Origin of the sequence: Dactylosporangium sp. CS-033363, assembly GCF_050942475.1 — a bacterium.
In the GTDB taxonomy this organism is placed as follows: Bacteria; Actinomycetota; Actinomycetes; order Mycobacteriales; family Micromonosporaceae; genus Dactylosporangium.
This window is the reverse complement of record NZ_CP192032.1, coordinates 8911709-8936656: the sequence shown is the minus strand read 5'-3', so window position 1 is coordinate 8936656 and position 24948 is coordinate 8911709. Positions and strand designations below refer to the sequence as shown.

The 24948-nt window shown below is 73.1% G+C and carries 20 protein-coding genes and 1 pseudogene; 7 read left to right on the top strand and 14 right to left on the bottom strand.

Going from position 1 to position 24948, the window contains the following annotated elements; all coding sequences use genetic code 11:
- Positions 1–45 precede the first annotated feature (45 nt).
- Entirely contained in the window at positions 46–3246 is a 3201-nt protein-coding gene (locus tag ACQPZ4_RS41095; protein WP_433048778.1) for a hypothetical protein, read from the top strand.
- 1434 nt (positions 3247–4680) lie between these two features.
- On the opposite strand, the gene ACQPZ4_RS41090 is transcribed toward ACQPZ4_RS41095, so the two are convergent.
- The 5 genes from ACQPZ4_RS41090 to ACQPZ4_RS41070 form a co-directional block, all read right to left on the bottom strand.
- Complete coding sequence (locus ACQPZ4_RS41090) at positions 4681–5097, bottom strand: hypothetical protein (protein ID WP_433048775.1); 417 nt, start codon at positions 5095–5097, stop codon at positions 4681–4683.
- 39 nt (positions 5098–5136) lie between these two features.
- A complete protein-coding gene (locus tag ACQPZ4_RS41085) occupies positions 5137–6162 on the bottom strand; it encodes a hypothetical protein (protein ID WP_433048772.1) in 1026 nt (341 codons plus the stop codon).
- A gap of 320 nt (positions 6163–6482) precedes the next feature.
- Positions 6483–6971, bottom strand: a complete 489-nt coding sequence (locus ACQPZ4_RS41080) for a hypothetical protein (protein ID WP_433048769.1) — start codon at positions 6969–6971, stop codon at positions 6483–6485.
- 47 nt (positions 6972–7018) lie between these two features.
- Positions 7019–8182 (bottom strand): DUF2786 domain-containing protein, encoded by a 1164-nt coding sequence (locus tag ACQPZ4_RS41075; protein WP_433048766.1) that lies wholly within the window; start codon positions 8180–8182, stop codon positions 7019–7021.
- Between the two features lie 10 nt (positions 8183–8192).
- Positions 8193–9314, bottom strand: a complete 1122-nt coding sequence (locus tag ACQPZ4_RS41070; RefSeq protein ID WP_433048763.1) for an FAD-dependent oxidoreductase — start codon at positions 9312–9314, stop codon at positions 8193–8195.
- A 121-nt stretch (positions 9315–9435) separates the two neighbouring features.
- On the opposite strand from ACQPZ4_RS41070, the gene ACQPZ4_RS41065 reads away from it, so the two are divergent.
- The 3 genes from ACQPZ4_RS41065 to ACQPZ4_RS41055 all read left to right on the top strand — a co-directional run bounded on the left by ACQPZ4_RS41065 (position 9436) and on the right by ACQPZ4_RS41055 (position 12481).
- Entirely contained in the window at positions 9436–10032 is a 597-nt protein-coding gene (locus ACQPZ4_RS41065; RefSeq protein WP_433048760.1) for a TetR/AcrR family transcriptional regulator, read from the top strand.
- A gap of 124 nt (positions 10033–10156) precedes the next feature.
- The gene (locus tag ACQPZ4_RS41060) at positions 10157–11491 is read left to right on the top strand and encodes a chitosanase (protein WP_433048757.1); all 1335 of its coding nucleotides are present in this window, start codon (positions 10157–10159) and stop codon (positions 11489–11491) included.
- A 39-nt stretch (positions 11492–11530) separates the two neighbouring features.
- The gene (locus ACQPZ4_RS41055; RefSeq protein ID WP_433048754.1) at positions 11531–12481 is read left to right on the top strand and encodes a hypothetical protein; all 951 of its coding nucleotides are present in this window, start codon (positions 11531–11533) and stop codon (positions 12479–12481) included.
- On the opposite strand, the gene ACQPZ4_RS41050 is transcribed toward ACQPZ4_RS41055, so the two are convergent.
- Both ACQPZ4_RS41050 and ACQPZ4_RS41045 read right to left on the bottom strand, forming a co-directional pair.
- The gene (locus ACQPZ4_RS41050; RefSeq protein ID WP_433048751.1) at positions 12478–13266 is read right to left on the bottom strand and encodes an ABC transporter permease; all 789 of its coding nucleotides are present in this window, start codon (positions 13264–13266) and stop codon (positions 12478–12480) included. The genes ACQPZ4_RS41055 and ACQPZ4_RS41050 overlap by 4 nt on opposite strands.
- Complete coding sequence (locus ACQPZ4_RS41045; protein WP_433048748.1) at positions 13263–14174, bottom strand: ATP-binding cassette domain-containing protein; 912 nt, start codon at positions 14172–14174, stop codon at positions 13263–13265. The genes ACQPZ4_RS41050 and ACQPZ4_RS41045 overlap by 4 nt, the downstream gene beginning before the upstream one ends.
- A gap of 71 nt (positions 14175–14245) precedes the next feature.
- Between ACQPZ4_RS41045 and ACQPZ4_RS41040 the strand changes: the two genes are divergently transcribed.
- Positions 14246–14899: a TetR/AcrR family transcriptional regulator C-terminal domain-containing protein gene (locus ACQPZ4_RS41040; protein ID WP_433048745.1), complete on the top strand. Its 654-nt coding sequence runs from the start codon at positions 14246–14248 to the stop codon at positions 14897–14899.
- Here ACQPZ4_RS41040 and ACQPZ4_RS41035 read toward each other — a convergent pair.
- From ACQPZ4_RS41035 to ACQPZ4_RS41020, 4 genes and pseudogenes are all read right to left on the bottom strand, one after another.
- A pseudogene (locus ACQPZ4_RS41035) lies at positions 14890–15933 on the bottom strand (MFS transporter); the annotation flags it as partial. The gene ACQPZ4_RS41040 and the pseudogene ACQPZ4_RS41035 sit on opposite strands and share 10 nt — an antisense overlap.
- Positions 15934–16090: 157 nt before the next feature.
- Positions 16091–17863 carry a hypothetical protein gene (locus ACQPZ4_RS41030; protein WP_433048743.1) on the bottom strand — a complete coding sequence of 591 codons (1773 nt, stop codon included), beginning with the start codon at positions 17861–17863 and terminating at the stop codon, positions 16091–16093.
- Between the two features lie 158 nt (positions 17864–18021).
- Positions 18022–19080, bottom strand: coding sequence for a hypothetical protein (locus ACQPZ4_RS41025; protein ID WP_433048740.1), 1059 nt, complete (start codon positions 19078–19080; stop codon positions 18022–18024).
- A gap of 42 nt (positions 19081–19122) precedes the next feature.
- Positions 19123–20193 (bottom strand): GGDEF domain-containing protein, encoded by a 1071-nt coding sequence (locus ACQPZ4_RS41020; RefSeq protein WP_433048737.1) that lies wholly within the window; start codon positions 20191–20193, stop codon positions 19123–19125.
- Between the two features lie 107 nt (positions 20194–20300).
- Between ACQPZ4_RS41020 and ACQPZ4_RS41015 the strand changes: the two genes are divergently transcribed.
- Complete coding sequence (locus ACQPZ4_RS41015; RefSeq protein WP_433048734.1) at positions 20301–21200, top strand: hypothetical protein; 900 nt, start codon at positions 20301–20303, stop codon at positions 21198–21200.
- Here the strand turns inward: ACQPZ4_RS41015 and ACQPZ4_RS41010 are convergent.
- Together ACQPZ4_RS41010 and ACQPZ4_RS41005 are read right to left on the bottom strand one after the other, a co-directional pair.
- The gene (locus tag ACQPZ4_RS41010) at positions 21197–21556 is read right to left on the bottom strand and encodes a GntR family transcriptional regulator (protein ID WP_433048731.1); all 360 of its coding nucleotides are present in this window, start codon (positions 21554–21556) and stop codon (positions 21197–21199) included. The two genes, ACQPZ4_RS41015 and ACQPZ4_RS41010, sit on opposite strands and share 4 nt — an antisense overlap.
- Positions 21556–22071, bottom strand: coding sequence for a TetR/AcrR family transcriptional regulator (locus ACQPZ4_RS41005; RefSeq protein WP_433048728.1), 516 nt, complete (start codon positions 22069–22071; stop codon positions 21556–21558). The genes ACQPZ4_RS41010 and ACQPZ4_RS41005 overlap by 1 nt, the downstream gene beginning before the upstream one ends.
- Positions 22072–22120: 49 nt before the next feature.
- Here ACQPZ4_RS41005 and ACQPZ4_RS41000 point away from each other — a divergent pair, with 49 nt between their 5' ends.
- The gene (locus ACQPZ4_RS41000) at positions 22121–22687 is read left to right on the top strand and encodes an alcohol dehydrogenase catalytic domain-containing protein (RefSeq protein WP_433048725.1); all 567 of its coding nucleotides are present in this window, start codon (positions 22121–22123) and stop codon (positions 22685–22687) included.
- Here ACQPZ4_RS41000 and ACQPZ4_RS40995 read toward each other — a convergent pair.
- Positions 22660–24882 carry an exo-alpha-sialidase gene (locus tag ACQPZ4_RS40995; RefSeq protein ID WP_433048722.1) on the bottom strand — a complete coding sequence of 741 codons (2223 nt, stop codon included), beginning with the start codon at positions 24880–24882 and terminating at the stop codon, positions 22660–22662. The genes ACQPZ4_RS41000 and ACQPZ4_RS40995 overlap by 28 nt on opposite strands.
- Between the last annotated feature and the right edge of the window lie 66 nt (positions 24883–24948).

The window sequence follows — 24948 nt, the reverse complement described above, 5'->3', positions numbered from 1 at the left end:
TCGTCGCTCTCGGAATTGTCGGACCCCGGGCCTACGATGTCGGCCGTGACCCGACGACGTGCTCGCCTCCCGCTCGCCACCCTGGTGGCGCTGCTGGTGCTGGGCGCGCTCGTCGCCGCCGGGGTCGGCGGGGCGCTGGGCCTGCGGTTCGAGCGGGCCGCGATCCCGGTGGAGCGCTCCGCGGTGGCCGACGTCGAGCCGTCCGCGCCCGTGGCGATCGCCTCGGTCTCGGTGCCGGCCTCGCCCCGGCTCAACCTGGCCGCCACCGCGGTCGCCGACGCCCTGGCCGGCCGCGGGCTGCCGCGGCCGGTGATCGGGGCGGACGGGGCGGCGGATCTGGCGGTACACCTGGATCAGTCCCTTCCGGCGGGGTCGTATCGCCTCGACGAGCCGCTCGTGCTCACCGGCGGCGACGACACCGGCGCCGCGTCCGGGCTGTATGCGCTGGCCGACCGCATCCGCTCCGGCCGGCCGCTGATCCCGGAGGAGCAGCGGGGCCAGGTCGTCAAGGCCCGCCTCGGGCTGCGGCTCACCGACGCCGGCTCCGTCGGCCGCGAGCCCGACGTGGCCGCGTTCGCCGCCGGCACCGACTACTCGCTCAACACCGACGTCGTCGGCGGGGCGCTGCTGCCCTCGGCGCCGTGGGTCGACCAGGTCGCCGTCGAGCGGATCACGCGGCAGTTCCACCAGTTCGTCGAGCACTCGCTCGCGCAGGGCTACAACGCCGTGGTGGTGCCCGGCTTCCTGGAGTACATCGCGTTCAGCAAGGTCGGCGACGGCCACTCGATCTACCCCGACGGCGACGCGCACATCGCCCGGGCCGAGGCGCTCACCGACGCGTTCGGGCCGGTGTTCCGCTACGCGTCCGACATGGGCATGAAGGTCTACCTGCTCACCGACATGCTGGCCGTGTCGCCGCCGCTGCAGCGGTACCTCGAGAAGACCTACGGCGGCCTGAAGGTCGACGATCCGCATTTCTGGCAGGTGTACTCCCTGGGCCTGGCCGAGCTGTTCGAGCGCATGCCCTTCGTCAGCGGCCTCATGATCCGCGTCGGCGAGGGCGGCGACGTCTACAAGCAGGCGGGCTGGGACTACTCCTCGAAGATCGCCGTGACCACCCCGCAGGCCGTCCGCACGATGCTCGAGACGCTGCTCACGACCGCCGCCGAGGCCGGCCGCGACATCATCTTCCGCACCTGGACCGTCGGCGTCGGCGCGGTCGGCGACCTGCACACCGACCCGGCCGCCTACGAGCAGGTCCTCGGCGGGATCGACAACACCCGGCTGATCGTGTCGACGAAGTACTCGCTCGGCGACTTCTACAGCCACCTGCCGTTCAACTCGACCCTGGAGGTCGGCACCCAGCGGCGGATCGTGGAGTTCCAGTCCCGCCGCGAGTTCGAGGCCTTCGGCTCGCTGCCCAACGACCTCACCGGGCTGCACCAGCAGGCCCTGCAGCGCTTCCTGTCGGCCAACCCGCACGTCGAGGGCATCTGGACCTGGACCCAGGACGGGGGCCCGCTGCGCGCCGGGCCGATGACGCTCCTGCTGCGCTCGGGGTTCTGGCAGCTGTACGACCTGAACTCCTACGCCCTCGGCCGGCTCGCCTGGGACCCGGCCACCCCGGCGGTCCAGATCACCGCCGACTGGGCCCGGCAGACCTTCTCCGACGACCCGGCCACGGTCACCGCCGTCTGCCGCATGATGGCCATGTCCCGCGAGGCGATCACCAAGGGCCTCTACCTGGGCCCGTACGCCGACGACAAGGTCCGCGCCCTGGGCCTGGAACCCCCGCCGATGATGTGGATCTTCGAGTGGGACATCGTCACCGGCGACTCCGCGGCCCTGGACAGCATCTACGCCGTCGCCAAGGACCGCATCGACCAGACCATCGCCGAGGGCGACCGCGCCGTGGCCCTGGCCGCCTCGATGCAGGAGACGATCGCCGCCACCGACCCGGCGACGTGGCGCGACGCGACCCTGCGGGCCAAGCTGCTCGACACGCTCGAGTACGAGACCGACCTGTTCCGCACGCTGGGGGCGTACCGCACGACGTTCCTGCGCCACGCCCAGTGGCTCGACACCGGCTCCGCCACGGCCCACACGCAGTGGAAGGAGGCGGAACGGCAGTACCGCGCGGCCCGCGACGCGCACATCGCCCGCTACGGCGGCGACGTGGACCTGCCGGCGTACAACTTCACCGCCGCCGACCTGGGCGCTCTCCGCGCGGACCGCGACCCGCTGATGGCCGTGTGGGCCCGCGTCCTGCTGGGCCTGATCGTGCTCCTCCTGCTGGTCGGCGCGGTGGGCCGGTCGACGGGCCTGCGCGCCCTGTGGCTCGGCGCGACCCGCCCCTGGCGCCTGGCCGACCTCTCCCCGCTGCCCAGCCGCCTCGACCGCGTCCTGGTCATCGCCCTGCCGACGGCGGCCCTGGTCCTGTCCCGCCTGGTGTACACCTGGTTCGCCGCCCCGGCCCACCTCGTCGTCTCCCTGGGCGGCTGGCTCCTGTTCGCCGCGGCCGCCCGAGCCCTGATCGGCCGCCGCGACCCCTTCCACGTCTGGGCCGCAATCGGCGGCGTCGCCCTCCTGCGCACCGTGATCCTCCTGGCCGCCCTGACCCTGCACGGCCCGGGCGGCTACTGGTTCGCCTTCTGGACCGACCCCGTGCGCCGCACGGCCTACGTGTGCATCGCCTTCGCCGCCTTCGCCTGGCTCTTCGCGGCGGTCGCCTTCGTGGCCCGGGACCGCTACTCCCTACCCCGCCGCCGCGCCCTGGCGGTCGCCCTGGCCGGCGCGGGCGTGCCCTTGCTGGTGCTGGGCGGGCTGGTCGCGGTGCTGGGGCTGGAGCGCTCGCTGACCATCTGGAACGACCAGATGGCCCTGCTGCCTTGGGGCTTGTCGCGCATTCTGGGCATCACGGTGTACTTGGGCATCCCGACCTACTTACCGCTGGCCGCCGTGATCCTGGGCGCCGTACTGGTCGGGCTGGCCACGCTGCTGTCCCTGCGGCGCGTGCCGCCCTTGCCGCTGCCTGGCGAGCCGCCTTCGCTGCCACCTGGTCCCTCGGCGCGCCACGCTCGGCCGGACCTGCTGGACGAGGAGGCTGTGGTGCCGATCGCTTTGCCCGCTTTGCCTTCACGGCGGGCGATCGCTTTGCCGTCGCGGCCACCTCGGGCGGCGGCTTCGGACGACGACTCGCCGTCTTCGGAGCAGCAGCCGCCACACCGCCCGCGCCACGCCCAGTAACGCTTGGCGGCGCCCTGGCCCGCGCCCTTTGACGCCGCCGCCGTCTTGCCCGCCGCGCCGCATCCTGTGCTTCTGCCGCCGTTTTGCCCGCCGCGCGGATGCTGATCTTGCCGCTGTGTTGCCCGGCTCGGCGCGCACATTGACGCCGCGGCGTACTGATCGCGCGCTTTTGTGTGGCGGGACTGCCCGCGCCGCGCCCTTCGACGCCGCCACCGCGTTACCCCCGCCTGGTCCGTGCCATCTGATGCCGCCAGCGTGTTGGCGCCCGGTCCGCGCCGTCCGACGTCGCCGCCGTCCTGTCTGCCGCGCCCCGCTCTCTGGCCCCGCTCTCTGGCCCCGCTCTCTGGCCCCGCTCTCTGGCCCCGCTCTCTGGCCCCGCTCTCTGGCCCCGCTCTCTGGCCCCGCTCTCTGGCCCCGCTCTCTGGCCCCGCTCTCTGGCCCCGCTCTCTGGCCCCGCTCTCTGGCCCCGATTCGCCGTGTCGTCCGCCCGCGCCGTGTCTTCTGACGCCGCCGCGCCGTCCGTAGGACAGCCTCTGACGCCGCTCCGAGTCCGCGGTGCGCTCCCTGACGCCGCCGTCTTGCCCGCCGCGGCGCACCCTGCGACCTCCGCCGCTGTGTTGTCCCGCTCGGCGCGTGCTTTGAGGCAGCCGCGCTGCCCGCACCGCGCCCCCTCACGCCGATCCGCCGCGCTGCCCGCACCGCGCCCTCTGACGTCGGTCCGCCGCGTTGTCCGCCTGCGCCACGCTTCTGACGCCGCCACGTTCGCCCGGGGAAGACTCTCTGACGCGCCCGCGCCGTCGACGCCGCCCCTTCCTGGCGCTGCGGCTCTGTCCCGAGCGGGAACGCCTTCTGACGCCACCGCCCCCTTCTTGGCGCCGCGGCTCTGTCCCGACCGGGAACGCTTTCTGACGCCGCCATGCTGTCGGGCGTGGGCTTGTGGCAGCCGTCCGCGTGAGGAAGCCCCGACCTCGCCGCCACGAGCGAGTCCCGCGCATCCCGACGTGACGGGCTCGCGCGAGGGCGAGTCGGTCCCCATCGCGGCTGCGGCGGAAACTGACGGCGCCGTTGAGCGTGGCCCTGCGTATCGTGGCGCGCGATCAGGCCGTCGTCGATCGCGGGATCTCGGCGCCCAGGCGTTCCCGGCGATCGCAACGAATGCGACTGTGGCGAGTTGGGGTCGTCGGCGCTTTGTGTGGAGTGGGCGGTGAGATGGGGGTGCGATGCGGCGCGTCGCTGTGCTGTGTGCGGTGAGTTGGGATTGTCGGCGCCTCGTGTGGAGTGCGCGGTGAGATGGGGGCGAGCCAGGCGCGGTGCGGCGCGTCGCTGTGCCGTGTGCGGTGAGTTGGGATTGTCGGCGCGTCGTGTGGAGTGCGCGGTGAGACGAGGGCGAGCCGGGCGCGATGCAGCGCGTCGCTGTGCCGTGGGTGGGGCGGGTCAGCGGCGGGCGGCCGCCGTGGCGAGGCCCCAGGTCACGGCGTCCTCGGCCAGCGCGGCCGGCAAAGCCGCCCAGTGCCGGTCCGCGGCGTAAGCGCGCCACCGGGCGCCCGCGTAGCTTCCGCCCACCGCGGCCGCCGCGGCCACCAAAGCCGGCGCGATCGGGTTGCGGCCCTCGCGGCGGGCCAGGAACCCGGCGGCGAGGCCGGCGAAGGCCAAGCGGCCCGCCAACGGGGCGGGGGCGAGGCGGCTCGGGGCGTTCGGCAGCTTGTCCACCACGAACTCGCCGACCGCGGCCGCCGCCGTGACCGCGCGCCACGGGCGGGAGCCGCTGGAGAACGCCACCGCCGCCGGGGCTGCGACGCTGCGGCCGCCGGACGACAGGCCGAGGAGGGCGGCGCGCGCGATCAACCACATGCACGCGTCGCTACCCGTCGAAGGACGGCGGCAAACCTGTCAGCGCAAGGCCGGCACTCCCTGCGACGTCAGGGTTCTTACCACCGCGGCCGGGGAGGACATGGCGGCGATTTCGACCTGGGACCAGGCGGCCGCCGCCGCGAAGGCCGGGTCCGCCAGCAGGCGTGGCAGGTGGAGGTGCATGGCCCGTTCCACCGCCGACGGGGTGGCCGCGTTGATGGTCAGGGCGGCGCCGCCGTGGGTCACGGTGCCGTCGGGAGCGGTCTGCTCCTGGGTCAGGATCAGCTGAGGCAGGCCCTGGCCCAGGGCCGGCAGCAGCACGCCCGGGCCGCCCGTGGAGACCTGGGCGCAGCAACCGGAGGGCAGGGCGGTACGGGCGATCAGCACGTTCGGCGGCTGCGGCCCGAAGTCGGCCGGGTCCGCGCACAGCAGCAGGTTGATCCGCAGGTCGCGGACGCCCCGCAGCATTGCCAGGGCGTCCTCGAACGAGGCGGGGCGGGCCAGGACCGTGTCGCGGTACGGCATCCCCGCGACCCGCCCCAGCACCGCATCGCCGGCCGGTGGTGGGACGGGGGTCGGGCGCAGATCCAGGGTGCGGGACCAGATCGGCTCGCCGGGGCGGCGCAGGGCCGGGGGACAGACGTCCAGGTACAGCGTGTCGCGGATGTCGTCGGCCGACGTGCCGGTGCCCCAGCGGGACAGGAGGGTGTCGAGGTGGACGGCGTAGGCGTGCCAGACGACCATCGGGGGCATCGCGCCCAGGCCGTGGATCACGTGTCTGGCGCCGGTCACCGCCGCCGCTACCGGGCCGGCCACCTCGGCGGTGTCGGAGATGATCAGATCCGGGGACCAGGCGTCGGCCCTGGGGATCAGGTCGGCGGCTCGGGCGGCGGCTGAGCTGGCGAAGTAGGCGGACCGCTGCGCTGCGGTGCCGCCGCCGCGGAAACCCGGGGCCGCGCCGCCCACCGGCCAGGTTTCCAGGCCGTGGGCGGCGTCGACCGGGGCGGCCGTGGCCAGGGCGACCGTGTGGCCGGCGGTGCGGGCGGCCAGTACCAGGGGCAGCATTGTCGCGACATGTCCGGACAACGGGCACGCGCTGAACAGGATGCGCATGCCGGGCTCACGGATCCCGGGCGGCGGCGGTTCAACTGTGTCGGGAAGGCGTCAGCGCGATTCGTGCGGAGAGCGCTCTCCCAGCGCAAACACCGGTAGCCCTTGACAACGGGGCCATAGAAGGAGTTCTCTTCAGAGAGCGCTCTCTCAGCAATGCGGCGAACGCGGCGAAGAGAGCGCCGGCAGACCCCCTGAGGGCGGGGGAAAGGCGGGCCCGGGCGCACCAGTTGGCGGAGCGCCCGGGCCCACCCTTGACAACAACCGCGAAAGCCTCAGCGGTACTGCAACGCCTGCATGAACCGCGGATCGGGCTTGGCCACCTCGACGAACTGCCCGTCCTGCGACACGAAGGCGCGCGCCACCATCTGGTGCCCGGCCCGCGACGCCACGATCAGGCCGACCAGCAGCCCGAAGATCCCGACCAGGACCAGCACCGGCCCGAGGTCGCCGTTGATCGTGGCGAAGCCGGCGATCAGCAGGAGCACGCCGACGCCGAGGGTGCCCCAGCCGATGCCCATCAGCTTCGAGCGCGACGCCTTGCACTGCTCGCACCACGGCCACGCCGCGGCCTGCACGGTCTTGCGCATGGCGGTCACCACGATCACGTACACGATCACGGCGGCCAGGATCAGGATCGGCGCCCAGGACGGCGGCTTCGAGATGAACTTCATCGGCCGCATCTCGACGGCGGGTTCGCCATGGCGGGGGCACACGTGCGGCAGGTGGCCGGCCGCGACCTGTCCGGCGGGGAGTCTCAGCATGCGCGGGAGAATTCCATGCGCGCGGGCAAAGGGCCTCGGACGAACGACTAGTTCAAGATCGCCCGGTCGGCCGCCTCGCGGCCGGATTCCCAGCCCTCCAGGCTGTCGACGCGGCTGCCGCGGCCGCGCACGGTGCGCGGGAAGATCTTGGCCATCGTCTCGCGGACCTGCTCGTCGCGGGAGCGCAGCACCGGCAGCAGGTCGCTCGCCGCGGCCGCCTCCTCGATCGCCAGCTCGGTCGCGCGGGCGAGGCGTTCGCCGATGCGCACCGCGTACGCGACGAGGAACGACTGGCGGAACGTCTTGAGCCGGGCCCGCCCCGCCTTGCCCCCGGGCGGCTCGGCCTTCGCCATGGCCCGTCCGGCCTGCACGAGCAGCGAGGTGTACAGCAGGTCGACCGCGTCGATGTCCGCGTCGAACCCAAACACCGTGGCGAAGCCGTAGTCCGGCGACCACACGGTGTGGCAGCGGTTCGCCTCCGCCACCGCGTCGAGCAGGGACGCCTTTTCATTCTCGTACGGGTGGTCCACCCCGATCCGCCGCGCGAAGGGCACCACGTCCGCGCCGGCCCCGTCCCGCCCGGCCAGCAGCGCCTCGTCGATCGCGTGCCGGGCGATGAGCTCCTGCGCCTTGGCCGTGTAGGTCTCCGCCTCGGCCGGATAGCCGGTCGACTCGGCCTTGGCCAGCAGCGCCCGGACCTTGTCCAGCAGCCGCGAGTCGACCGCGCTCGCCTTCGTCGAAGGAACAAGAGCAGACCCCGGCGGCGGTACCAGCACCTCGATCGGATGCAGCGCCCGCAGCACGACCAGCAGGCCCAGGAGATCGTCGACGACGGAGATCCGGTCCAGGCGTCGGCGGGCGGTGAGCTCGGACACGTAGGACGCGTCGGCGCTCCACCACACCGCCGCCCCCAGCTCGTCGGCCTGGGCGAGCCAGCGCTCGTCGACGGAGCGGCGGGCGTACCCGCGAAGCAGGGCGGCGATCGCGTCGACCAGGGCGGCGGCGAGCAGCGGCCGGTCGGTCCCGCCGCGGCGGACCACGGCCCGGTGCAGCTCGGCCGGCTGCCACCCGCCGCGCACGAGCCGGGCCACGGCGTCGGCGAGCGCGCCGAACAGCGCCGGGTCGACCTCGGCGGCGGGGGCGACGGCGAGGAGATCCAGGCCGTCCTCGTAGGCCACCGCCCCGCGCACGAGGTCGTCGATCTGCTTCACCGCGCAAAGGTTACTTCGCGAGTTTGGCGGGCTCGTATGAGTACAACCACGCTGTGGCCTTCTCGTAGAACATCGGCACGAAGATCCGCATCATGGCCGCCTGCATCCGGCGCTTGACCGGGCCGGCCTTCTTGGCGTTGCGGTTGTCCTCGGCCGTGCCCAGCACCTTGACGATCCGGGGCCGCCGCTCCCCGTCGTAGCGGCGCAGCGCCCGCGCGACCGTCGGCTCGGCCTGCAGGCAGACGGCCAGCGCCAGGCCGTCCTCGATCGCCATGGACGCCCCCTGCCCGGCCCCGACCGGGTGCGCGGCGTCGCCGATGAGCACGATCCGGTCGCTGTGCCAGGTCTTGACCGGTTCGAGCACGTGCATGGGCGTCGCCGAGTGCACCTGGGCGGTGGCCGCGATGATCGCGGACGGCACCGCCTCGTCGCGGAACAGCCCGGCGAGGTCCTCGACAACAAATTGAGCAGCGTTGACCTGGGCCGACCACCACACCGCGTCGCCCGCCCGCACGTGCAGGAAGGCGCCGTTGCGGGCGAAGGTCATGTTGAACACGCCCGGGTCGACCCCGTCGAGGTGGGCCACACCGGAGATCGAGTACAGCCCGGCGTACTGCGGCACCGGAGCCGCCGGGTCGAGCGCGCCGCGGACCGTGGACCAGATCCCGTCGGCCGCCACGAGCACGTCGGCCGTGTCGGTCGCGCCGCCCTCCAAGGTGGCGACGACGCCCGACTCGGTCTCGGCCGCCGCGGCCAGCCGCACGCCGGTGACGATCTTCGCGCCCGCCTCGGCCGCGGCGTCGCGCAGCGCGGCGACGAGCCGGCCGCGCATCAGCGACACGCTGCGCAGGGTGTCGCTCTCCCGGCGGCCGCGGGCCACGTCGGCGATGAGCATGCCGCCCGCCGACCACATCCGCTGCCGCTCGATCTCGAACCCGGCCGCCCGCACCGCCTCCAGGCAACCCAGCGCGTCGACGGCCCGCAGCCCGTTCGCGGCCAGGCTGATCCAGGAGCCGACGTCGCCCGCCGGGTCCGCGTACGCCTCGTAGACGGTCACCTCGGCCCCGATGCGCCGCAGCGCCAGCGCCGCCGTGGCCCCGCCGACCCCGCCCCCGATCACGATCGCTCGCATGTCACCCTCCCTGGTTGACCGAATCGCAATTCGCCGAATCTGTGTTCAGTGAAAGTGTGTTCGGTAAGCTGGGCTGTGTCAACCGGCAGGACGGCGGCCAGATCTGGAAGGATCACGGGGCATGACGCAGGGGGTACGCAAGGCGCGGGCCGCGCAGACCCGGGCGGCGCTGCTCGACGCGGCCCGCACGCTGTTCGGCGAGCGCGGCTACCTCAACACCAAGATCACCGACATCACCGCCGCCGCCGGCCGCTCCACGGGCTCGTTCTACGAGCACTTCGCGGACAAGGACGAGCTGCTGCGGGCGCTGCTGGGCGATCTCGAGGACGCCGCCGACGAGCGGCTGTCCGCGGACCCGCACCCGCGCGAGCACGACCTGACCGACCGCGAGCAGCTGCGCGCGCACCTGGCCATCGCCTGGGGCGTGATGCGCCAGCACCGGGCGATCCAGGTGGCGCTGTTCCAGTCGATGGTGGCCGACGACCCCGCCTCCGGCCGGGCCTGGCGGGACCTGACCGGGCAGACCGCGGTGCTGCGCGACCACCTCGAATGGCTCCGGGAGGGCGGCCACGAGCTGCCGGGGGAGCCCGAGCTCATCGCCGCGGGCATGGGCGCGATGCTGGCCCTGGTGAGCTACTCCCTGCCGCCCGGCGGCGCCTACGACGACGAGCAGGTCGTGGACGCCTTTACGGATCTTCTGCTCAAAGGACTTTCTTAGGAGCCGTCACCCGTACGGGACGGCCGGCCTGAGGCTTTTCTGAAATCCACCTTTGGCAGGCTGCTCACTCACCCGGATACATGGTCCGATCGGCCAGGTCGCAACCGTACGCCGGGAGGGTTCGATGCAGGTGTCTCGCAGGCTCGTCGCGTGGTGTGCCGCCGCCGGGGCGCTCGTCGCGGTGCCGCTGGTGGTCTGGGCCAACGTCGGGGCCGAGGCGGCCACCGACCCGCTGCTGTCGCGGGGCCGGCCGGCCGAGGCGTCGTCGGTGGAGGTGCCGGAGCTCGGGCCCGGCAACGCCGTCGACGGCGACGGGCGCAGCCGCTGGGGCAGCGAGGAGGGCGCCGACCCGCAGTGGATCTCGGTCGACCTCGGCGCCGCGCACCAGGTGAGCCGGGTCCGGCTGCGCTGGGAGACCGCGTACGGCAAGGCGTACGAGATCCAGACCTCGCCGGACGGCGGCGCCTGGACCACGATCTTCGCCACCAGGGCGGGCGACGGCGGCACCGACGACCTGACCGGCCTGTCGGGGCAGGGGCGCTACGTGCGCATGCTCGGCTCGGCCCGCGGGACCAAGTGGGGGTACTCGCTGTACGACTTCGAGGTCTACGGCCCCGGCCAGCCGTCCGGCGACGCCCCGGCCCAGCGCCGCCCCGCCCGCGCCTCCCAGGCCGCGCCGGTGATCACCTCCGGCGCGCCCCGCCCGACGAAGCCGACCGCGACCCAGACCACGCCGCCCGCCACCGCCGCGGGCACCGGGCTGGCCGAGCCGGCGAAGAAGGAGATCGCGATGCAGCTGGTCTCCTCGGCCGAGAACTCGTCGCTGGACTGGAAGGCGCAGTACAAGTACATCGAGGACATCGGCGACGGGCGCGGGTTCACGGGCGGGATCATCGGGTTCTGTTCGGGTACCGGCGACATGCTCGACCTCGTCGAGGCCTACACGCAGCGCGTGCCGTCCAACCCGCTGGCCAGGTTCCTGCCGGCCCTGCGCAAGGTCAACGGCAGCGCCTCCCACGCCGGCCTGGACGGCTTCGAGGCGGCGTGGCGCTCGGCCGCCGGCGACCCGCAGTTCACGAAGGCCCAGGACGACGAGCGCGACCGGGTGTACTTCAACCCCGCCGTCGCCCAGGCCCGGTCCGACGGCCTCGGCGCGCTCGGCCAGTTCGCCTACTACGACGCCATGGTCATGCACGGCCCGGGCCCGGACGCGGACAGCTTCGGCGGCATCCGCAAGGCCGCGCTGACCAAGGCCAAGTCGCCGGCCCAGGGCGGCAGCGAGGTGGCCTACCTGACCGCCTTCCTGGACGCCCGGGCGACGGCCATGCGCACCGAGGCCGCGCACAGCGACACCAGCCGGGTCGACACCGCGCAGCGGCAGTTCCTCAAGGCCGGCAACCTGGATCTGCACACGCCACTCAGCTGGAAGGTGTACGGCGAGAGCTTCCAGATTTCATAAACCGCGCCACCCTTTGCACGGGTGCGTACGATCGCTGGCGTGGCGCAGGCGATCAACGACCAGCATGAATCTGTGAGCGACCCGCTCGAGCTGTGTCTCGAGGCGCTCGCCACCGCCCGCGTGCAGGGGCTGAGCGCCGATGCCCCGATCCACGCCCTGGCCTCGACCCTCGGCGCCGACTACGCCGAGCACCAGGACCCGGACGGCATGTACCGCGACTTCGGCCCGGTCGAGTGCCACTACGAGCGGCTGGGCCCGAACGAGCCGTGGCAGGGCCGGTTCCTGGTGGTCCGGGCCGACCGCCTGCCGGCCGAGGTCCGCCTGGACGACCTGCAGGAGCAGCTGCGCCGGGTGGGCCAGGTCCTGGTCCCGCTCGCGCCGAGCCGGGCCGGCACGACCGACGTGCTCCTGCGGGCCCCGCTCAGCGGCTCGACGGTCACCGCGACCGGGGACGGCACCGTGATCGCCATCGCCGCGCCGGTCTGGCCGGTCCCGGAGCAGCCGGCGCTGCCCGAGGCGCGCTGGCGGGCGGTCTGCGAGAGCCTCGACTACCTGCTGCCGCTGACCCGGATCGAGCGGGCCGAGTGGCTCGCCGACCGGGTCCCCGACACGTCCGAGGCCGCCGAGTGGTGGACCTCCCTGGTGCACCCGCTGGCCTCGCTGCGCTTCGGCGACCCGGACCGCGCCGCCGGCTGGGCCGGGCTGGAGCTGTGGCTGCTCGACCAGGCGTCGGACGCGGGCGCCTGGTCGCGCGAGGAGTGGGTCTGGCGCTGGATGTGGTTCGTCCGCAGCCTGACCGCGCGGGTCGCCACCCCGCTGGCCGGCGACCTGACCCGGCTGAGCCTGGCCGCGATGCCGATGACCCTGGCCCAGCTGCACGCCCTGCCGCCCGACTGGCGGGCGCTGAGCGCGGCCGACCTCAAGCGGGCCCGGACCGCGCGGGCGCTGCTGTCGGTCGGCACCATGTACGGCGCTCGGGTCATGGGCTAGCGCGGCGCCGCCTTGCGGTACCGCCACACGGACAACGGCACGAACACCGCCAGCAGCCCGAGCGACCAGGCCAGCGACGTGGCGACCGGGTGCAGCAGCGGCCAGGCCGCGTGCGCCGCCGCCGGGGACGGGTTGCCGAACAGCGCCCGCACGGCCGCGACGGTCGCGCTCATCGGGTTCCAGTCGGCCAGCGGGCGCAGCCAGAACGGCAGGCCCTGGGTCGGCACGAACGTGTTGGCCAGGAAGGTCATCGGGAACAGCCACGTGAACGTGGCCTGGTCGGCGATCGTCGGGCTGGCCACGGCCAGGCCGATGCAGGTGCCCACCCAGATCATGGCCAGCCCGAACAGGCCCAGCAGCCCGAAGCCGGCCGCCGTGGCGAGCACCCCGCGGTGCGGCGCCCAGTGGGTCAGCAGCAGCGCGCAGAGCGCCATGGCGGCCAGGCCCAGCAGCCGCAGCAGCAGCTCGGCGAGGTTCGTCCCGGTCAGCACGGCCGCGCGGGCGATCGGCATGGACCGGAAGCGGTCGATGATGCCCTGGGTCATGTCGGTGTTCGTGCGGGTCGCGGCCTGGACCGCGGTCAGGGCCATGGTCTGCATGAAGATGCCCGGCATGAGGAACGCGCTGTAGTCGCCGCCGCCGGGCAGGCTGATCGCGCTGCCGAAGACGTACGCGAACAGCACGATCATGATGACCGGGAAGACCAGGAAGCCGATCAGCTCGCCGGGCTCCCGCCGCAGCCGCGAGAAGCTGCGCCCCGCGAGCACCCAGGTGTCCGCGATCATGCCGCCACCCCGCCGGCCGGTGCGGTCAGGTGCAGGAACACTTCGTCGAGGGTGGGGCGGCGCAGGGCGATGTCGTCGACCTCGACGCCGGCCGCGGCCAGCTCGGTGGCGATGCGGACCAGCTCGTCGGAGGTGACCGAGAGCCGGGCGCCGGCGACCGTCACGTCGCCGCCCATGATCGCCGCGGCCGCGCCGGCCCGGGCCGGGTCGCGCACGACGACGTCGACCCGGGCCCCGCCGATGGCCCGCTTGAGTTCCAGCGGCGGGCCGGCCGCGGCCACCCGGCCCCGGTCCAGCACCACGATCTGGTCGGCCAGGCGGTCGGCCTCGTCCAGGTACTGCGTGGTGAGCAGCACCGTCGTGCCCTCCCGGACCAGCGTGGCGATCATGTCCCAGATCTCCAGCCGGGTGCCGGGGTCGATGCCGGTGGTCGGCTCGTCCAGGAACAGGCAGGCCGGGGCGATGATCAGGCTGGCCGCCAGGTCGAGGCGGCGGCGCATGCCGCCCGAGTAGGTGCGCACCGGCCGGTTCGCGGCCGCGGTGAGCCGGAACCGCTCCAGCAGCTCGTCGGCCCGCCGCCGGGCCGCTCGGGGCGGGAGGTGGTACAGCCGGCCGAACAGCACCAGGTTGGTCCGGCCGGTGAGCACCTCGTCGACGGCCGCGTACTGCCCGGCCAGCCCCAGTTGCAGCCGCGCCCGGGCGGCGTCGCGCACCACGTCGTGGCCGGCCACCCGGGCGGTGCCGGCGTCGGGGCGCAGCAGCGTGGCCAGGATGCGCACCACCGTGGTCTTGCCGGCCCCGTTCGGCCCGAGCAGGCCGCACACGGTCCCGGCGGGGACGTCGAGATCGACCCCGTCCAGCGCGGGCCGGCCCCCGAAGCGTTTGATCAAACCGCGCGTCTCGATCATGACAGGACTCCTTAACACCGTTAAGTCCTTAACGGTGTTAAGGGTGCCTGAACACTGTTAAGCTGTCAATCGTGCCGCTGGACCGGGAACGGGTGATCGCGGCCGCCATCGATCTGCTGGACGAGGCCGGCCTGGACGGGCTGTCGCTGCGCCGGCTCGCCCGCGAGCTCGGCGTGCAGGCCCCGGCCCTCTACTGGCACTTCAAGAACAAGCAGGAGCTGCTCGACCAGCTGGCCGAGACGATCGCCGCCCGGACGCAGCACGCGGAGCCGCTCGCGCCCGGCGAGGCGTGGGACGACTGGCTGGCCGAGCGCGCGCGGGAGCTGCGGGCCGGGCTCAACCGGCACCGCGACGGGGCGATGCTGGCGGCGTCGACGCGGCCTCAGGCGGTACAACTGCGGAACATCGAACGGCAGCTGGAAGTGCTGTGCGCGGCCGGTCTGACCCCGGTCGACGCGATGACGGCGCTGATCGCGGTGAGCAACTACGTGTCGGGCTTCACGCTCGACGAGCAGGCCGACCGGCTGCGGGGCGGCGGCGGGGACGAGGCCGGGCTGGGAGTCGACGAGGTGTTCCGGTTCCTCGAGGTGTACCCCCTGATGAGCGCAAGTCTCCGCACGATCCTCGACCCGAACAGCGACGCGAGCTTCGAGCGCGGGCTGCAGACCGTGCTGGACGGCGTGCGGGCCGCGGTGGGGCGCTCCTCCGGCAGCAGCAGCAGATAGACCGCGCACAGGACGAGGACCGCGGCGATCGTGCCCAGCAGCGCCCGGTAGCCGGTCGAGGCGATCAGCGCCGCCCCCAGCGCGATGGACACGGTCTGCGGCACGGTGACCGCCATCGTCGCCGCCGCGAAGACCCGGCCCTGCAGCCGGTGCGGGGTCACCAGCTGGACCCGGGTGATGAAGCCGACCGTGAGCCAGGGCAGGCTGACGCCGAACAGCGCGGCCCCGGGCAGCACCAGGGCGTCGACCGGCACCGCCTGGAACAGCGCCCCGGCCGCCCCGGCCACCATCCCGGCGGCCATCAGCCGGGCCTCGCCCAGGCGGCGGACCAGCGGCGCCGCGCTCGGCCCGCCGATCAGCGCGCCCGCGCCCTGCACGGCGGCGAGCACCCCGACGAACGCGGGGGAGCGGTGCAGGCCCTGGCCGGCCACGGCGAACACGGTGGTCTCGCTGAACCCGAACACGCACAGCGCGCACGCCGCGGCCAGCACGACCGGGCGCAGCCGGGGCTGGCGGGCGATGAAGCGCAGGCCGCCGCCCTCGCCGGCCAGCCGCTCCGGGCGGCGCTCCTCGACCTTCAGCCGCAGCAGCGACACGATCGGCACGGCGTAGCTCACCGCGCCGACCAGGATCGCCGCGGTCGGCCCGGTCAGCACGAACAGCCCGGCCCCGAGCAGCGGCCCGATCAGGCGCAGCGTCTCCTGGGCGGTGCGCAGCAGGCCGTTGGCGTCGGCGAGCAGGTCGCCGGGGACGATCGAGACCAGCAGGGCGGACTGGGCCGGGGTGAGCAGCGTGTAGGCGGCGCCGCAAAGGGCCATCGAGCAGTACACGAGCCAGATCCGGCCCGGCCCGTCGACCGCCAGCAGCGGCAGGACGGCGAGCGCGGCCCCGGCGTTGGCCCAGATCAGCAGCGTGCGCCGGCGGAACCGGTCGACCAGCGCCCCGGCCACCGGTCCGAGCAGCGCCGGGGCGGTGAAGCAGAAGAACACCAGCCCGGCTGCGGCATTGCTGCCGGTGAGCGTCTTGACCCACACGCTCGTGGCGAGCCAGAGGGTCGAGTCGCCGAGCAGCGAGACGGCCTGCCCGAGCAGGTACGTCCGCGCCGCCGGCACGGCGAGCAGGCGCCTCACCCGGACGCGTTCACGATCGGCATCACTCGATGAACACGCACGGAGGGCGATCTGTCAACCGCTACAAGTGACGAACGTCCCACATCCAGACGCCGCCGGTGTTCGTGCCGGGGCCGAACAGGCCGGTCAGCGTGGTGCGCACGGCCTCCCACTGCGCGCCCTGCGGGGCCAGCACGAGGGAGGTCCGCCAGTACCGCAGGTCGTCCCGGGCCGCGGCCCGGTCCGCGTCGGTGATCGGCGGGACCGTGCCCTTGTACATGGCCTCGGCGAACAGCTTGTCCGTCGGGCGCTGGGCCGGGCCGGGGGTGGCGTGGTGGCCGTCGATGCCGTCGGCGGGGCCGAGGAAGTAGCCGTGCGACACCTTCATGTCCGTGTCGGTCGACCCGGTCCACCAGATCGCGGTCGGGAAGTCCCACTGCGGCAGCGGCACGATGAGCACCGTCTGGTCCGGCCCGACGTACTGCTTCCAGGTCCCCGCCGACACGAACGCCGGGATCGCGGGGCGGGTCACCACCTTGATCGGCATCGGCGCGGCGGGCAGCAGGGCGGCCACGAGCGCGGTGGCGATGAACAGCCGCCGGGTGCGCGCCGGCAGCCCGTCCAGCTCGAGCAGGCGCTGGACGCCCAGCGCCAGGATGGGTACCACCGCCCAGTTCGTCACCTCGCCCAGGCGCGTGGGCAGCAGCGTGTCGAACAGCGGCAGGTGCTGCAGCAGCGCGAACGGCCCGGGGATGCCGGTGTCGCGGCCCTGCCACTGCAGCGGCGAGCCCCAGGCCAGCACCTGGAACGCCACGCCGGTGATGGCCAGGCTGCGGATCAGCACGTCGTGCCACTGCCAGACGATCAGCGCGACCAGCAGCAGCACCAGGGTCCAGCCGAGGAAGCCGTGCTCCTCGGCGCCCAGGGGCGGCGGCGGCTCGCCGAAGCGGCGCAGGCGCTCGGCCACGCTGTTGCTGCCGTAGGAGGTCATGCCGAGCACGTCCATGCGGAACGTGGTCATGTACTTCTCGCCGCCGTGGTACGCGCCCGGCCCGAAGAACTGGAACCACAGCGGGTAGGCCAGCAGGATCAGCGACGCGCCCGCGGTGACGCCCAGCCCGGCGGCGAGCGGCCGGATCGCGGCCCGCACCCGGTCCCGGCGCTGCACCGCCCAGAGCAGCAGCACCAGCGCGATCGCCAGGGCGGCCAGGAACAGCGTCTCCTCGTTGATGAAGACCTGGTAGACGACCAGCGCGGCGAGGATCAGCCCGTTGCGCACCGGGCGGCCCTCGAGCAGCTTGAACGTGCGCCAGGCCAGCAGCGGTACCAGGAACTGCGCGACGAGGTTCACGTGGTACGACGCGTGCGAGGTGACGGTCGGCGCGAAACCGCCGACCAGCCCGCCCACCCACGCGGCGGTGCGGCTGCTCACCAGGTGCCGGGAGAGCACCCAGTACCAGGCGGCGGCGGTGCCGGCGATGCCCAGCACGATGAGGATGTCGAAGGTGACCTGGGCCCCGAACAGCAGCGTGATCGGCGACAGGGGCAGCCCCAGGCCGAGCACGGTGGTGTTGGCCATGCCGTTGACGCCGAGGGGGGCGTTGTACTGCGTGATGTGGAACGGGTTCTCGCCGTGCGAGACCACCCGGGCCGACCAGGCCAGGAAGTACTCGGCCTGGGCGCGGTCACCGGGGCTGATCGGCATCCGCCGGCCGTAGTGGGCGAGGATCGGCGCGACCACGAACAGGGCGCCCAGCAGGTAGCTGCCGAGCGCGAGCAGGTCGGCCCGGCGGCCGGTGCGGTTCGTGGTGATCTCGGCGATGCCGTCCGATTCCTCGCTGCGACGCTGTCTCACGATCCTGCCCTCGGTGGCAGGTGCGGTCGTGTCGCCCGTCTCGTCCAAGCCGGCCGTACCCGTCAACATCGCGTGACCATACCAGCGGGCAGCCCTCGCTCACGCATGAGAGCACGGGGCGGACCCTCGCGGATCCGCCCCGTGCCCGGTTCGTGCGATCAGCGCGCGCGCTCGGTGTACGTGATGCTCGGGATGGGTGCCGGCACGACCACGGAGGCCGTCGGCATGGGCGCCGGCGGGGCTCCGAACGTGTCGGTCGGGGCCGGGATCGGGTTGCCGTTGATGTCGGTCGGGACCGGCGCCGGGATCGGGTTGCCGTTGATGTCCGTCGGCAGCGGCACCGGGTTCATGGTGTCGGTCGGCATCGGCATCGGGTTGCCGAACGTGTCGGTCGGCATGGGCACCGGGTTCATGGTGTCCGTCGGCTGCGGCACCGGGTTGCCGAACGTGTCGGTCGGCATCGGCATCGGCGTCGGGCTCATGGTGTCGGTTGGCATGGGCAGTGGGTTGCCGAAGGTGTCCGTCGGCATCGGCATCGGCGTGGGCGCCGCGGTGGTGCAGCTCGGCGTCGGCGCCGGTGTCGCGGTGTCCGTCGGCAGCGGCACCGGGTTCATGGTGTCCGTCGGCATCGGCGTCGGCATCCCCGTGTCCGTGGGCATCGGGTTGCCGAAGGTGTCGGTCGGCAGCGGCACCGGGTTCATGGTGTCGGTCGGCATGGGCACCGGCATCGGCATGTCGGTGGCACCCGGCAGCGGCGTCTCCTCGGTGCCCGGGATGACCGGGCCGCCCGGCATCGGGTTGGTCACCGGACCGACCGAAGAGCCCGGCATCGGTTCCGTGCCCGGCACCGTCGAGCCCGGGTTGGGCTCCTGCGTCGGGAACATGCCCGGCGGGATGATCACCGAGGCGCTCGGCGCGACCGGGCTCGGCGGGTAGACGACCGATCCGCCCGGCGTGGGCGTCGCGGTGTCGGTCGGCAGCGGATTGCCGAACGTGTCGGTCGGGCACGGCGTGGCACTGCCCGGCGCACCCGGATAGGCCGTGGTCCAGGCGCTGAGCCCGGGATCCGGCGTCATCGTCTCGGCCGCGCGCGCCCCGGGCGACACGGTCTGCGCGCCGGCTCCGGTCTGGTTGAGCACGCCCGCGGTCAGTACGGCGAGGAAGCTAGCGGCCCCAACGGCAACCGGCAGACGCCGCTTGCTTTTGCTGGCAGGCATTGAGTGAAACCCCCGTTGGTCTCGACAGCGATCACCCTATGCTTACCCATCACTACTGCGCGTAATCGAAAAACGGGGAATTTCGGGCTTTTCTCGCGTTGAGGCGACCCGGTTCCGGCCGCGCAACTTGGCGTCGTAGAGCGCCCGGTCGGCCGCCGCGAGCAGCGCCTCCGCGCCCGCCGCGGGCAGGTCGGCGGTCGAGGCCAGGCCGATGCTGAGCGTGGGCAGCCCGTCGGGCAGGTCCGAGGAGTGCGCGACGAGCTCGCGGACCTGGGCCGCCACCGCGCGGGCGCGCTCCTCGCCGCCCTCCACCACGACCGCGAACTCGTCGCCGCCGAGGCGGGCCGGGGCGTCGCCGGGTCCGGTCGCCGTGCGCAGCGCCGCGCCGACGCGGGTCAGGACGGCGTCGCCCGTACCGTGGCCCCAGGTGTCGTTGATCGTCTTGAAGTGGTCGACGTCGACGATGAGCAGGCAGCGCTCGGAGCCGGAAGCGAGCGCCCGGGTCAGCTCCAGGTCGAAGGCGCGCCGGTTGGGCAGGCACGTCAGCGGGTCGGTCAGGGCCTGCTCCTCCAGGCGGGCCACCAGCGCCTCCGAGCGGCCCCGCAGCTTCGACACCACGACCGTGCACACGGTGTAGGCGGTGACCAGCGCGGCGATGTCGGTGGCCGCGCTGACGTCGGACTTGAGCCAGAACGTGACCGCCGCGTCCGTCGCGCTGGCCGTGGCGAGCAGGGCATACAGCAGATCCCGGCGGACGAAGGTGGCGGCGTAGAGGAGGGGCCACAGGAAGTACAAGTGCGCACTGACACTGACATCGTGCGTCACCAGGTTGAGCGCACCGATCAGCGCGACCGCCACGAACGGCACGATGACCCAGAACACATCGGGAATCCGCTGCGGGGTCAGCCGGCACAGGGCGCCCGCCGAGACCATCGATCCCGCGACCGCCTCGGTGGTCAGCACGCCCGCCGTGGAGCCGCCGGCGAAACCGGGCACGAGCAGCGCACACGCGCCGACGACGGACCCGCCGGCGATGAAGAAGTAGGCGATCGAGCGCGTCGCCGCCACCCGGTCGCGCGCGTGGATCAGGGGCCGGTCCGGCGCGCGCCACACGCCTGCCGATCGGCCGCCGGGGGCGGAAGCTGAGCCTTGTATGCGACACCAGTTGTAGCGAGGGCCGACTATGCTGCGGCGGTCTTCACCTGCGCCGAGGAGTCTTCATGTCCGACCCATATGGTCAGCCGCCGAACTACGACCCGTACGGTCAGCAGCCGCAGCAGCCGCCCCAGTACGGCCAGGGCTACGGCCAGCCGCAGCAGCCGCCGGCCTACCAGCAGCCCCCGGCGTACCAGCAGCCGCCCGCGTACCAGCAGCCGCCGGCGTACGACCAGGGGTACGGCTACAACCAGCCCCAGCAGCCGCCGCTCTACACGCCGCCGCCGCCGAAGCGGAGCAACGGCCTCATGATCGGCGTCATCGTCGCGATCGCCATCGTGCTGATCGGCGGCGTGGGCGCGGTCGCGTACAAGCTCAGCTCCTCCGACGAGCCCACGACCCCGACCGCGAACGCGACCACCGCCGGCCCGACCGGGACCGCGACCGCGACGGCCGGGGCGACGAAGACGACCGGCGCGCCGAAGACCACCGCGCCGACCAACCCGAAGGTCACGCTCACCGCGCCGGCCACCGTTGGCAACTGGAAGAAGCAGTCCAACCAGGACCAGGCCAAGACCATGAGCCAGCAGATGGCCGACGCCGGCGTGGAGAACCCGTTCGCGGCGCAGTATCAGGACACCAAGCAGACCTCGCACGTCGTCGTGGTCTGGGGCGGCACCGGCTCGGCGTTCAGCATCGGCGGCCCGGACAAGCAGCTCAAGGACTTCTTCACGGGCGCGTTCAAGTCGCTCAACAGCACCGGCTCCGACTCGACCCCGTTCGACGCGGGCAAGCTGGGCGGCAGCTCCGAGTGCCAGAAGACGTCCTCGAACGGCGCGACGCTGTCGATCTGCGCGTGGGTGGGCAACGACGCGCTGCTCGCGTTCATGTTCAACGGCATGGAGGCGTCGGCCGCGGCGATCCAGGCCAAGCTGCTGCTCGCCTCGATGGCCGTCCCGGCCTAGTTCTTGCGGTTCAGCGCCGCCTCCGCGATTCGCAGCCCCTCCTCGGCCTCGATTCCGGAGGCGGCGACCACCGCCGCGAAGTCCTCGGCGGCCCGCCGCACGCGTTCCAGCGCCGCCTGGCCGGCCGCGGTGACGTATGACCCGGCCCGGCCGCGGGTCTCGATCAGGCCGGCGTCCTCCAGCTCGCGGTAGGTGCGGGCCACGGTGTTCACGGCCAGCCCGAGCTCGGCGGCGAGGCTGCGGATGGTCGGCAGGCGGGTCCCCACGGCGAGCGACCGGTCCCGGATGCGGGCGGCGACCTGCAGGCGGAGCTGCTCGTAGGGCGGCACCGCCGAGCCCGCGTCGATGACGAACATCACGCCAGTATCCCGGCGAGCACCACGTCGGTCAGCCGCGGCACCGCTGCTGTGCTCACCCCGGCGATGCCCATCAGCGCGGCGCGCACGTCCTGGACCGTCAGCCCTTCTCGCAGGGCGGCCCTGGCCACGAGGGCCTCGAACTGGGCCGAGTGCTCGGCGCGCTCTTTTTGAAAACGCCGCAGCAGTACGGTCCCAAGCTCGCGATGCTCCGCCTGTCGCGCGGCGAACGCTCGGATGACCATCTCCAGCCCGGCGCGCGGGTCCTCGTGCGCGACCGCGGCGCGCAGGTCGCGCTCGCAGCCGTCGACGAGCTCGCGCAGGACGGCGTCGACGAGGTCCTCGCGGCTCGGGAAGTGCCGGTACACCGTCGCCACCCCGACCCCGGCCGCCCGCGCCACTTCCCTGGTCGGCGCGTCTCGTGCCGCGCCGAAGACGGCCCGCGCGGCGGCCACGATCCGCTCCCGGTTGTCCTGCGCGTCGCTGCGGCGGTTCCGAGTCGATCCGGCGTCCACGGCTCTCACTTCCGGTGCGCTTGCGGTTTCCCGGCCTACGGTAGCCCGCATGCAGGCCGTACAGTTCGCGCGGTTCGGGCCGCCCGATGTCCTTCAGCTCGCCTCCGCGCCCGACCCGCACCCGGGGCCGGGCGAGGTGCGCATCCGCGTCCGCGCGGCGGGCGTGTCCCCGGTCGACGTCAACCTCCGGGCGGGTCGTTCTCCGGCGGCGGCTCGCATTGCGCTGCCGCACATTCCCGGGGTCGACGCGGCCGGGGTGATCGACGAGCTCGGTCCGGGGGTGACCGGGTGGGCGCTCGGCGACGAGGTGTTCGGGATCGTGCCGCTCGCCGCGCTCGGGGGCGCGACGGCCTCGCTGGCGGTGCTGCGGCACTGGGCCCGCCGCCCGCCCGCGATGCCGTGGGCCGAGGCGGGGGCGGCCGGGACGAGCCTGGAGACGGCTACCCGTGCCTTGGACCGGCTGGGCGTCGCGCCCGGGATGCGGCTGCTCGTGACCGGGGCTTCCGGTGGGGTGGCGACGTACCCGATGAGCGCCGCCGCCGACGCTCATCGGGCCTTCGAGACCACCTCCCGGCGCGGGAAGATCGCCTACGAGATGGACACGTCGTCGACGTAGTAGGCGCCGCCGTACTCGGCCGGGTCGCCGGTCGTGAGGGTCAGCGCGTCGAACGTGGCCGCCGGGCCGGAGCGGACGGTCGTGGTGAACCGCTGGCCGTTGACGGTGAGCGCGGCGGTGGTCGCGTCGGCGTCGAGGGTGACCGGGACGTAGGTGCGGGCGGGCACGACGGCGCTCAGCGAGCCCAGGCTGGTCCAGGCCTTGCCGTCGAAGACCTGCACCGACTGGGGCGTGGTCGCGGTGGCGCCGGCGACGATGGCGAAGGACCATGCTGGTGTACCGCCGCCGCTCACATTGATGGTGAACTTCGTCCGGCCGTCGGCGTAGCCCCATTGCATGGCCACGCTCGTGCTTGCGGCCGCGGGGAAGGAGCGGGTGATGCGGGCGTTGTCGTCGGTCCACTTGTCCCACAGGCGCAGGGCGGTGGCGCTGTGGGCGCCGCCGAACTCGCCGTAGGCCACGTTGGGCGCCACGTCGGTCACCCAGGCGTGCTCGGCGTCGCGCCAGCCGCGGGGGACCGCGAACGGCTTCTCGTTCTCGAACGTGTCGATGCCGGCGGCGTACACCTCCAGCTCGGTGACGGTGGCGCCGGCCCCGGTGACCTTGACGTACTGCGCCTGCTGCACCGGGAAGTCGGTGTAGCGCAGCGCCCAGTCGCGCCGCCCGGCCGCGTCGACGACGGGCGCCGACCAGTGCTCACCGTCGGCGGACAGCTGGACCGTGGCGGTCTGCGGCTGCCCGGTGCCGAGCATGAGCCCGATCCGGTTCACCGCGTACGCGCGGTCGAGCTTCAGCACCATGTCCTTGCTGAGCACCGCGGCGGCGCTGGGGGAGGTGCTGCCGTCGAACGCGCCCTGCGGCCTTCGCTCCGGGAAGTTCTTGTCCGTGCGCCCGAAGGTTCCGGTCAGGGTCGCGCTGCCGTCGAGCAGCTTGCTCATCACGTCGATGCGCCCCGTGCCCGGGGTGACCGCCGCGACGTACTGCGCGCTGATGCCCATCTGTTCGTCGTACGCGCCGCATCCCCACACGGCGCACTGGTCGTAGAAGAGCACGGATCGGCTGGCCGAGACCGATTCGAGGCTCGTGTTGCCGCTGGTGCCGTCGTATCGCCCGTTGTTGCCGGTCGACGGGTAGTTCGCGAACACCGTCTCCTGAGTATCCCACCGCGCGCCGGTCCCGTCGAAGCTCGTCAGGACCCGAACGTCCGGCCGCCCGGTCGACAGCAGCAGCGTCCCGTTGGGCTGCAGCACCAGGTCCGGATAGATGCCGACGACCTGCGCGCCGTCGGGGCCGCGCAGCGGTACCGGCTCGCTCCAGGTGCGCCCGTCGTCGGCGGAGAACGACTGCACGAGCCGCGCCGGGTTGTCGGTGGTGCGCAGCGCCGCGGTCAGCCGCCCGTCGCTGGTCCGGCTCCAGCCGACCTCGTTCGTGCCGGGCGTGTTCTCGCTCCTGATCTGCGAGCGGAACGTCCACGACTTCCCGTTGTCCGTGGACTGCAGGACGATCGAGATCTGCCGGCTGGTCCCGGCCAGCACCGTGTAGGCGGGCTGGAGGATGGTGCCGTCGGGCAGTACGAGCGGCGCCCTGTGGACTCGCAGCCCGTTGGACACCGGCCCGAGCGGCATCCCCGGCGGCATGGTGAGCGGCGCCTTCTTCGTCGTCCATTTCGCGCCGTCCTTGGACGTGTGCACGATGAGGTTCACGCGGGTGTGCGCGGCGTCCGCCCATTCGGGAATGAAGTCGATGCCGAGCAGCGACCCGTCCGGCAGCCGCACCATGTTCAGCGCGGTGGTCGGAAAGTTCCGCCGGGTCGCCGGGAACGACAGTCCCGAATCGTCGGACGTCGACATGTTCACCACGCTCGCGGCCGTCCCCACATCCGGATTCGCCTGCGAAGAAACAAAAAGGCGTTTGACGGTACGGCCTGTGCCGTCCACGTCGTCCAGCCCGTACGACGCCGGCACCGCGGCGAGCGGACCGGGCCCCCAGTTGAGCACGTTCCAGTGCGACCCGCTCCCGGCCGCGAACTGATCCGGCGCGCCGCCGTCCCCGTGCACGAGTTCGTCGCCGGTCAATGGCAGCGACCCGCCGGCCCGCGTGACGACGACGGTGCTGGAATTGGCGGCCATCCCGACCGCGAGTAACGCCAGCGCGAATCCGGCCGCGGCCCCACCGATGAACCCGGAACGTGGCATGGAGCGACTCCCATCTACATGGAACGCCATTTCATGCGGACGCTAGGTCGCTTGTCGTTCCATGTC

Coding starts and splice junctions, on each gene's coding strand:
- ACQPZ4_RS41045 (WP_433048748.1), bottom strand. CDS start 14,174: ATGATCGAGACGCGCGGTTTGATCAAACGCTTCGGGGGCCGGCCCGCG.
- ACQPZ4_RS41010 (WP_433048731.1), bottom strand. CDS start 21,556: ATGTTCGTCATCGACGCGGGCTCGGCGGTGCCGCCCTACGAGCAGCTC.
- ACQPZ4_RS41090 (WP_433048775.1), bottom strand. CDS start 5,097: ATGTGGTTGATCGCGCGCGCCGCCCTCCTCGGCCTGTCGTCCGGCGGC.
- ACQPZ4_RS41080 (WP_433048769.1), bottom strand. CDS start 6,971: ATGCTGAGACTCCCCGCCGGACAGGTCGCGGCCGGCCACCTGCCGCAC.
- ACQPZ4_RS41070 (WP_433048763.1), bottom strand. CDS start 9,314: ATGCGAGCGATCGTGATCGGGGGCGGGGTCGGCGGGGCCACGGCGGCG.
- ACQPZ4_RS41025 (WP_433048740.1), bottom strand. CDS start 19,080: ATGCCTGCCAGCAAAAGCAAGCGGCGTCTGCCGGTTGCCGTTGGGGCC.
- ACQPZ4_RS40995 (WP_433048722.1), bottom strand. CDS start 24,882: ATGCCACGTTCCGGGTTCATCGGTGGGGCCGCGGCCGGATTCGCGCTG.
- ACQPZ4_RS41000 (WP_433048725.1), top strand. CDS start 22,121: ATGCAGGCCGTACAGTTCGCGCGGTTCGGGCCGCCCGATGTCCTTCAG.
- ACQPZ4_RS41060 (WP_433048757.1), top strand. CDS start 10,157: ATGCAGGTGTCTCGCAGGCTCGTCGCGTGGTGTGCCGCCGCCGGGGCG.
- ACQPZ4_RS41085 (WP_433048772.1), bottom strand. CDS start 6,162: ATGCTGCCCCTGGTACTGGCCGCCCGCACCGCCGGCCACACGGTCGCC.
- ACQPZ4_RS41015 (WP_433048734.1), top strand. CDS start 20,301: ATGTCCGACCCATATGGTCAGCCGCCGAACTACGACCCGTACGGTCAG.
- ACQPZ4_RS41065 (WP_433048760.1), top strand. CDS start 9,436: ATGACGCAGGGGGTACGCAAGGCGCGGGCCGCGCAGACCCGGGCGGCG.
- ACQPZ4_RS41050 (WP_433048751.1), bottom strand. CDS start 13,266: ATGATCGCGGACACCTGGGTGCTCGCGGGGCGCAGCTTCTCGCGGCTG.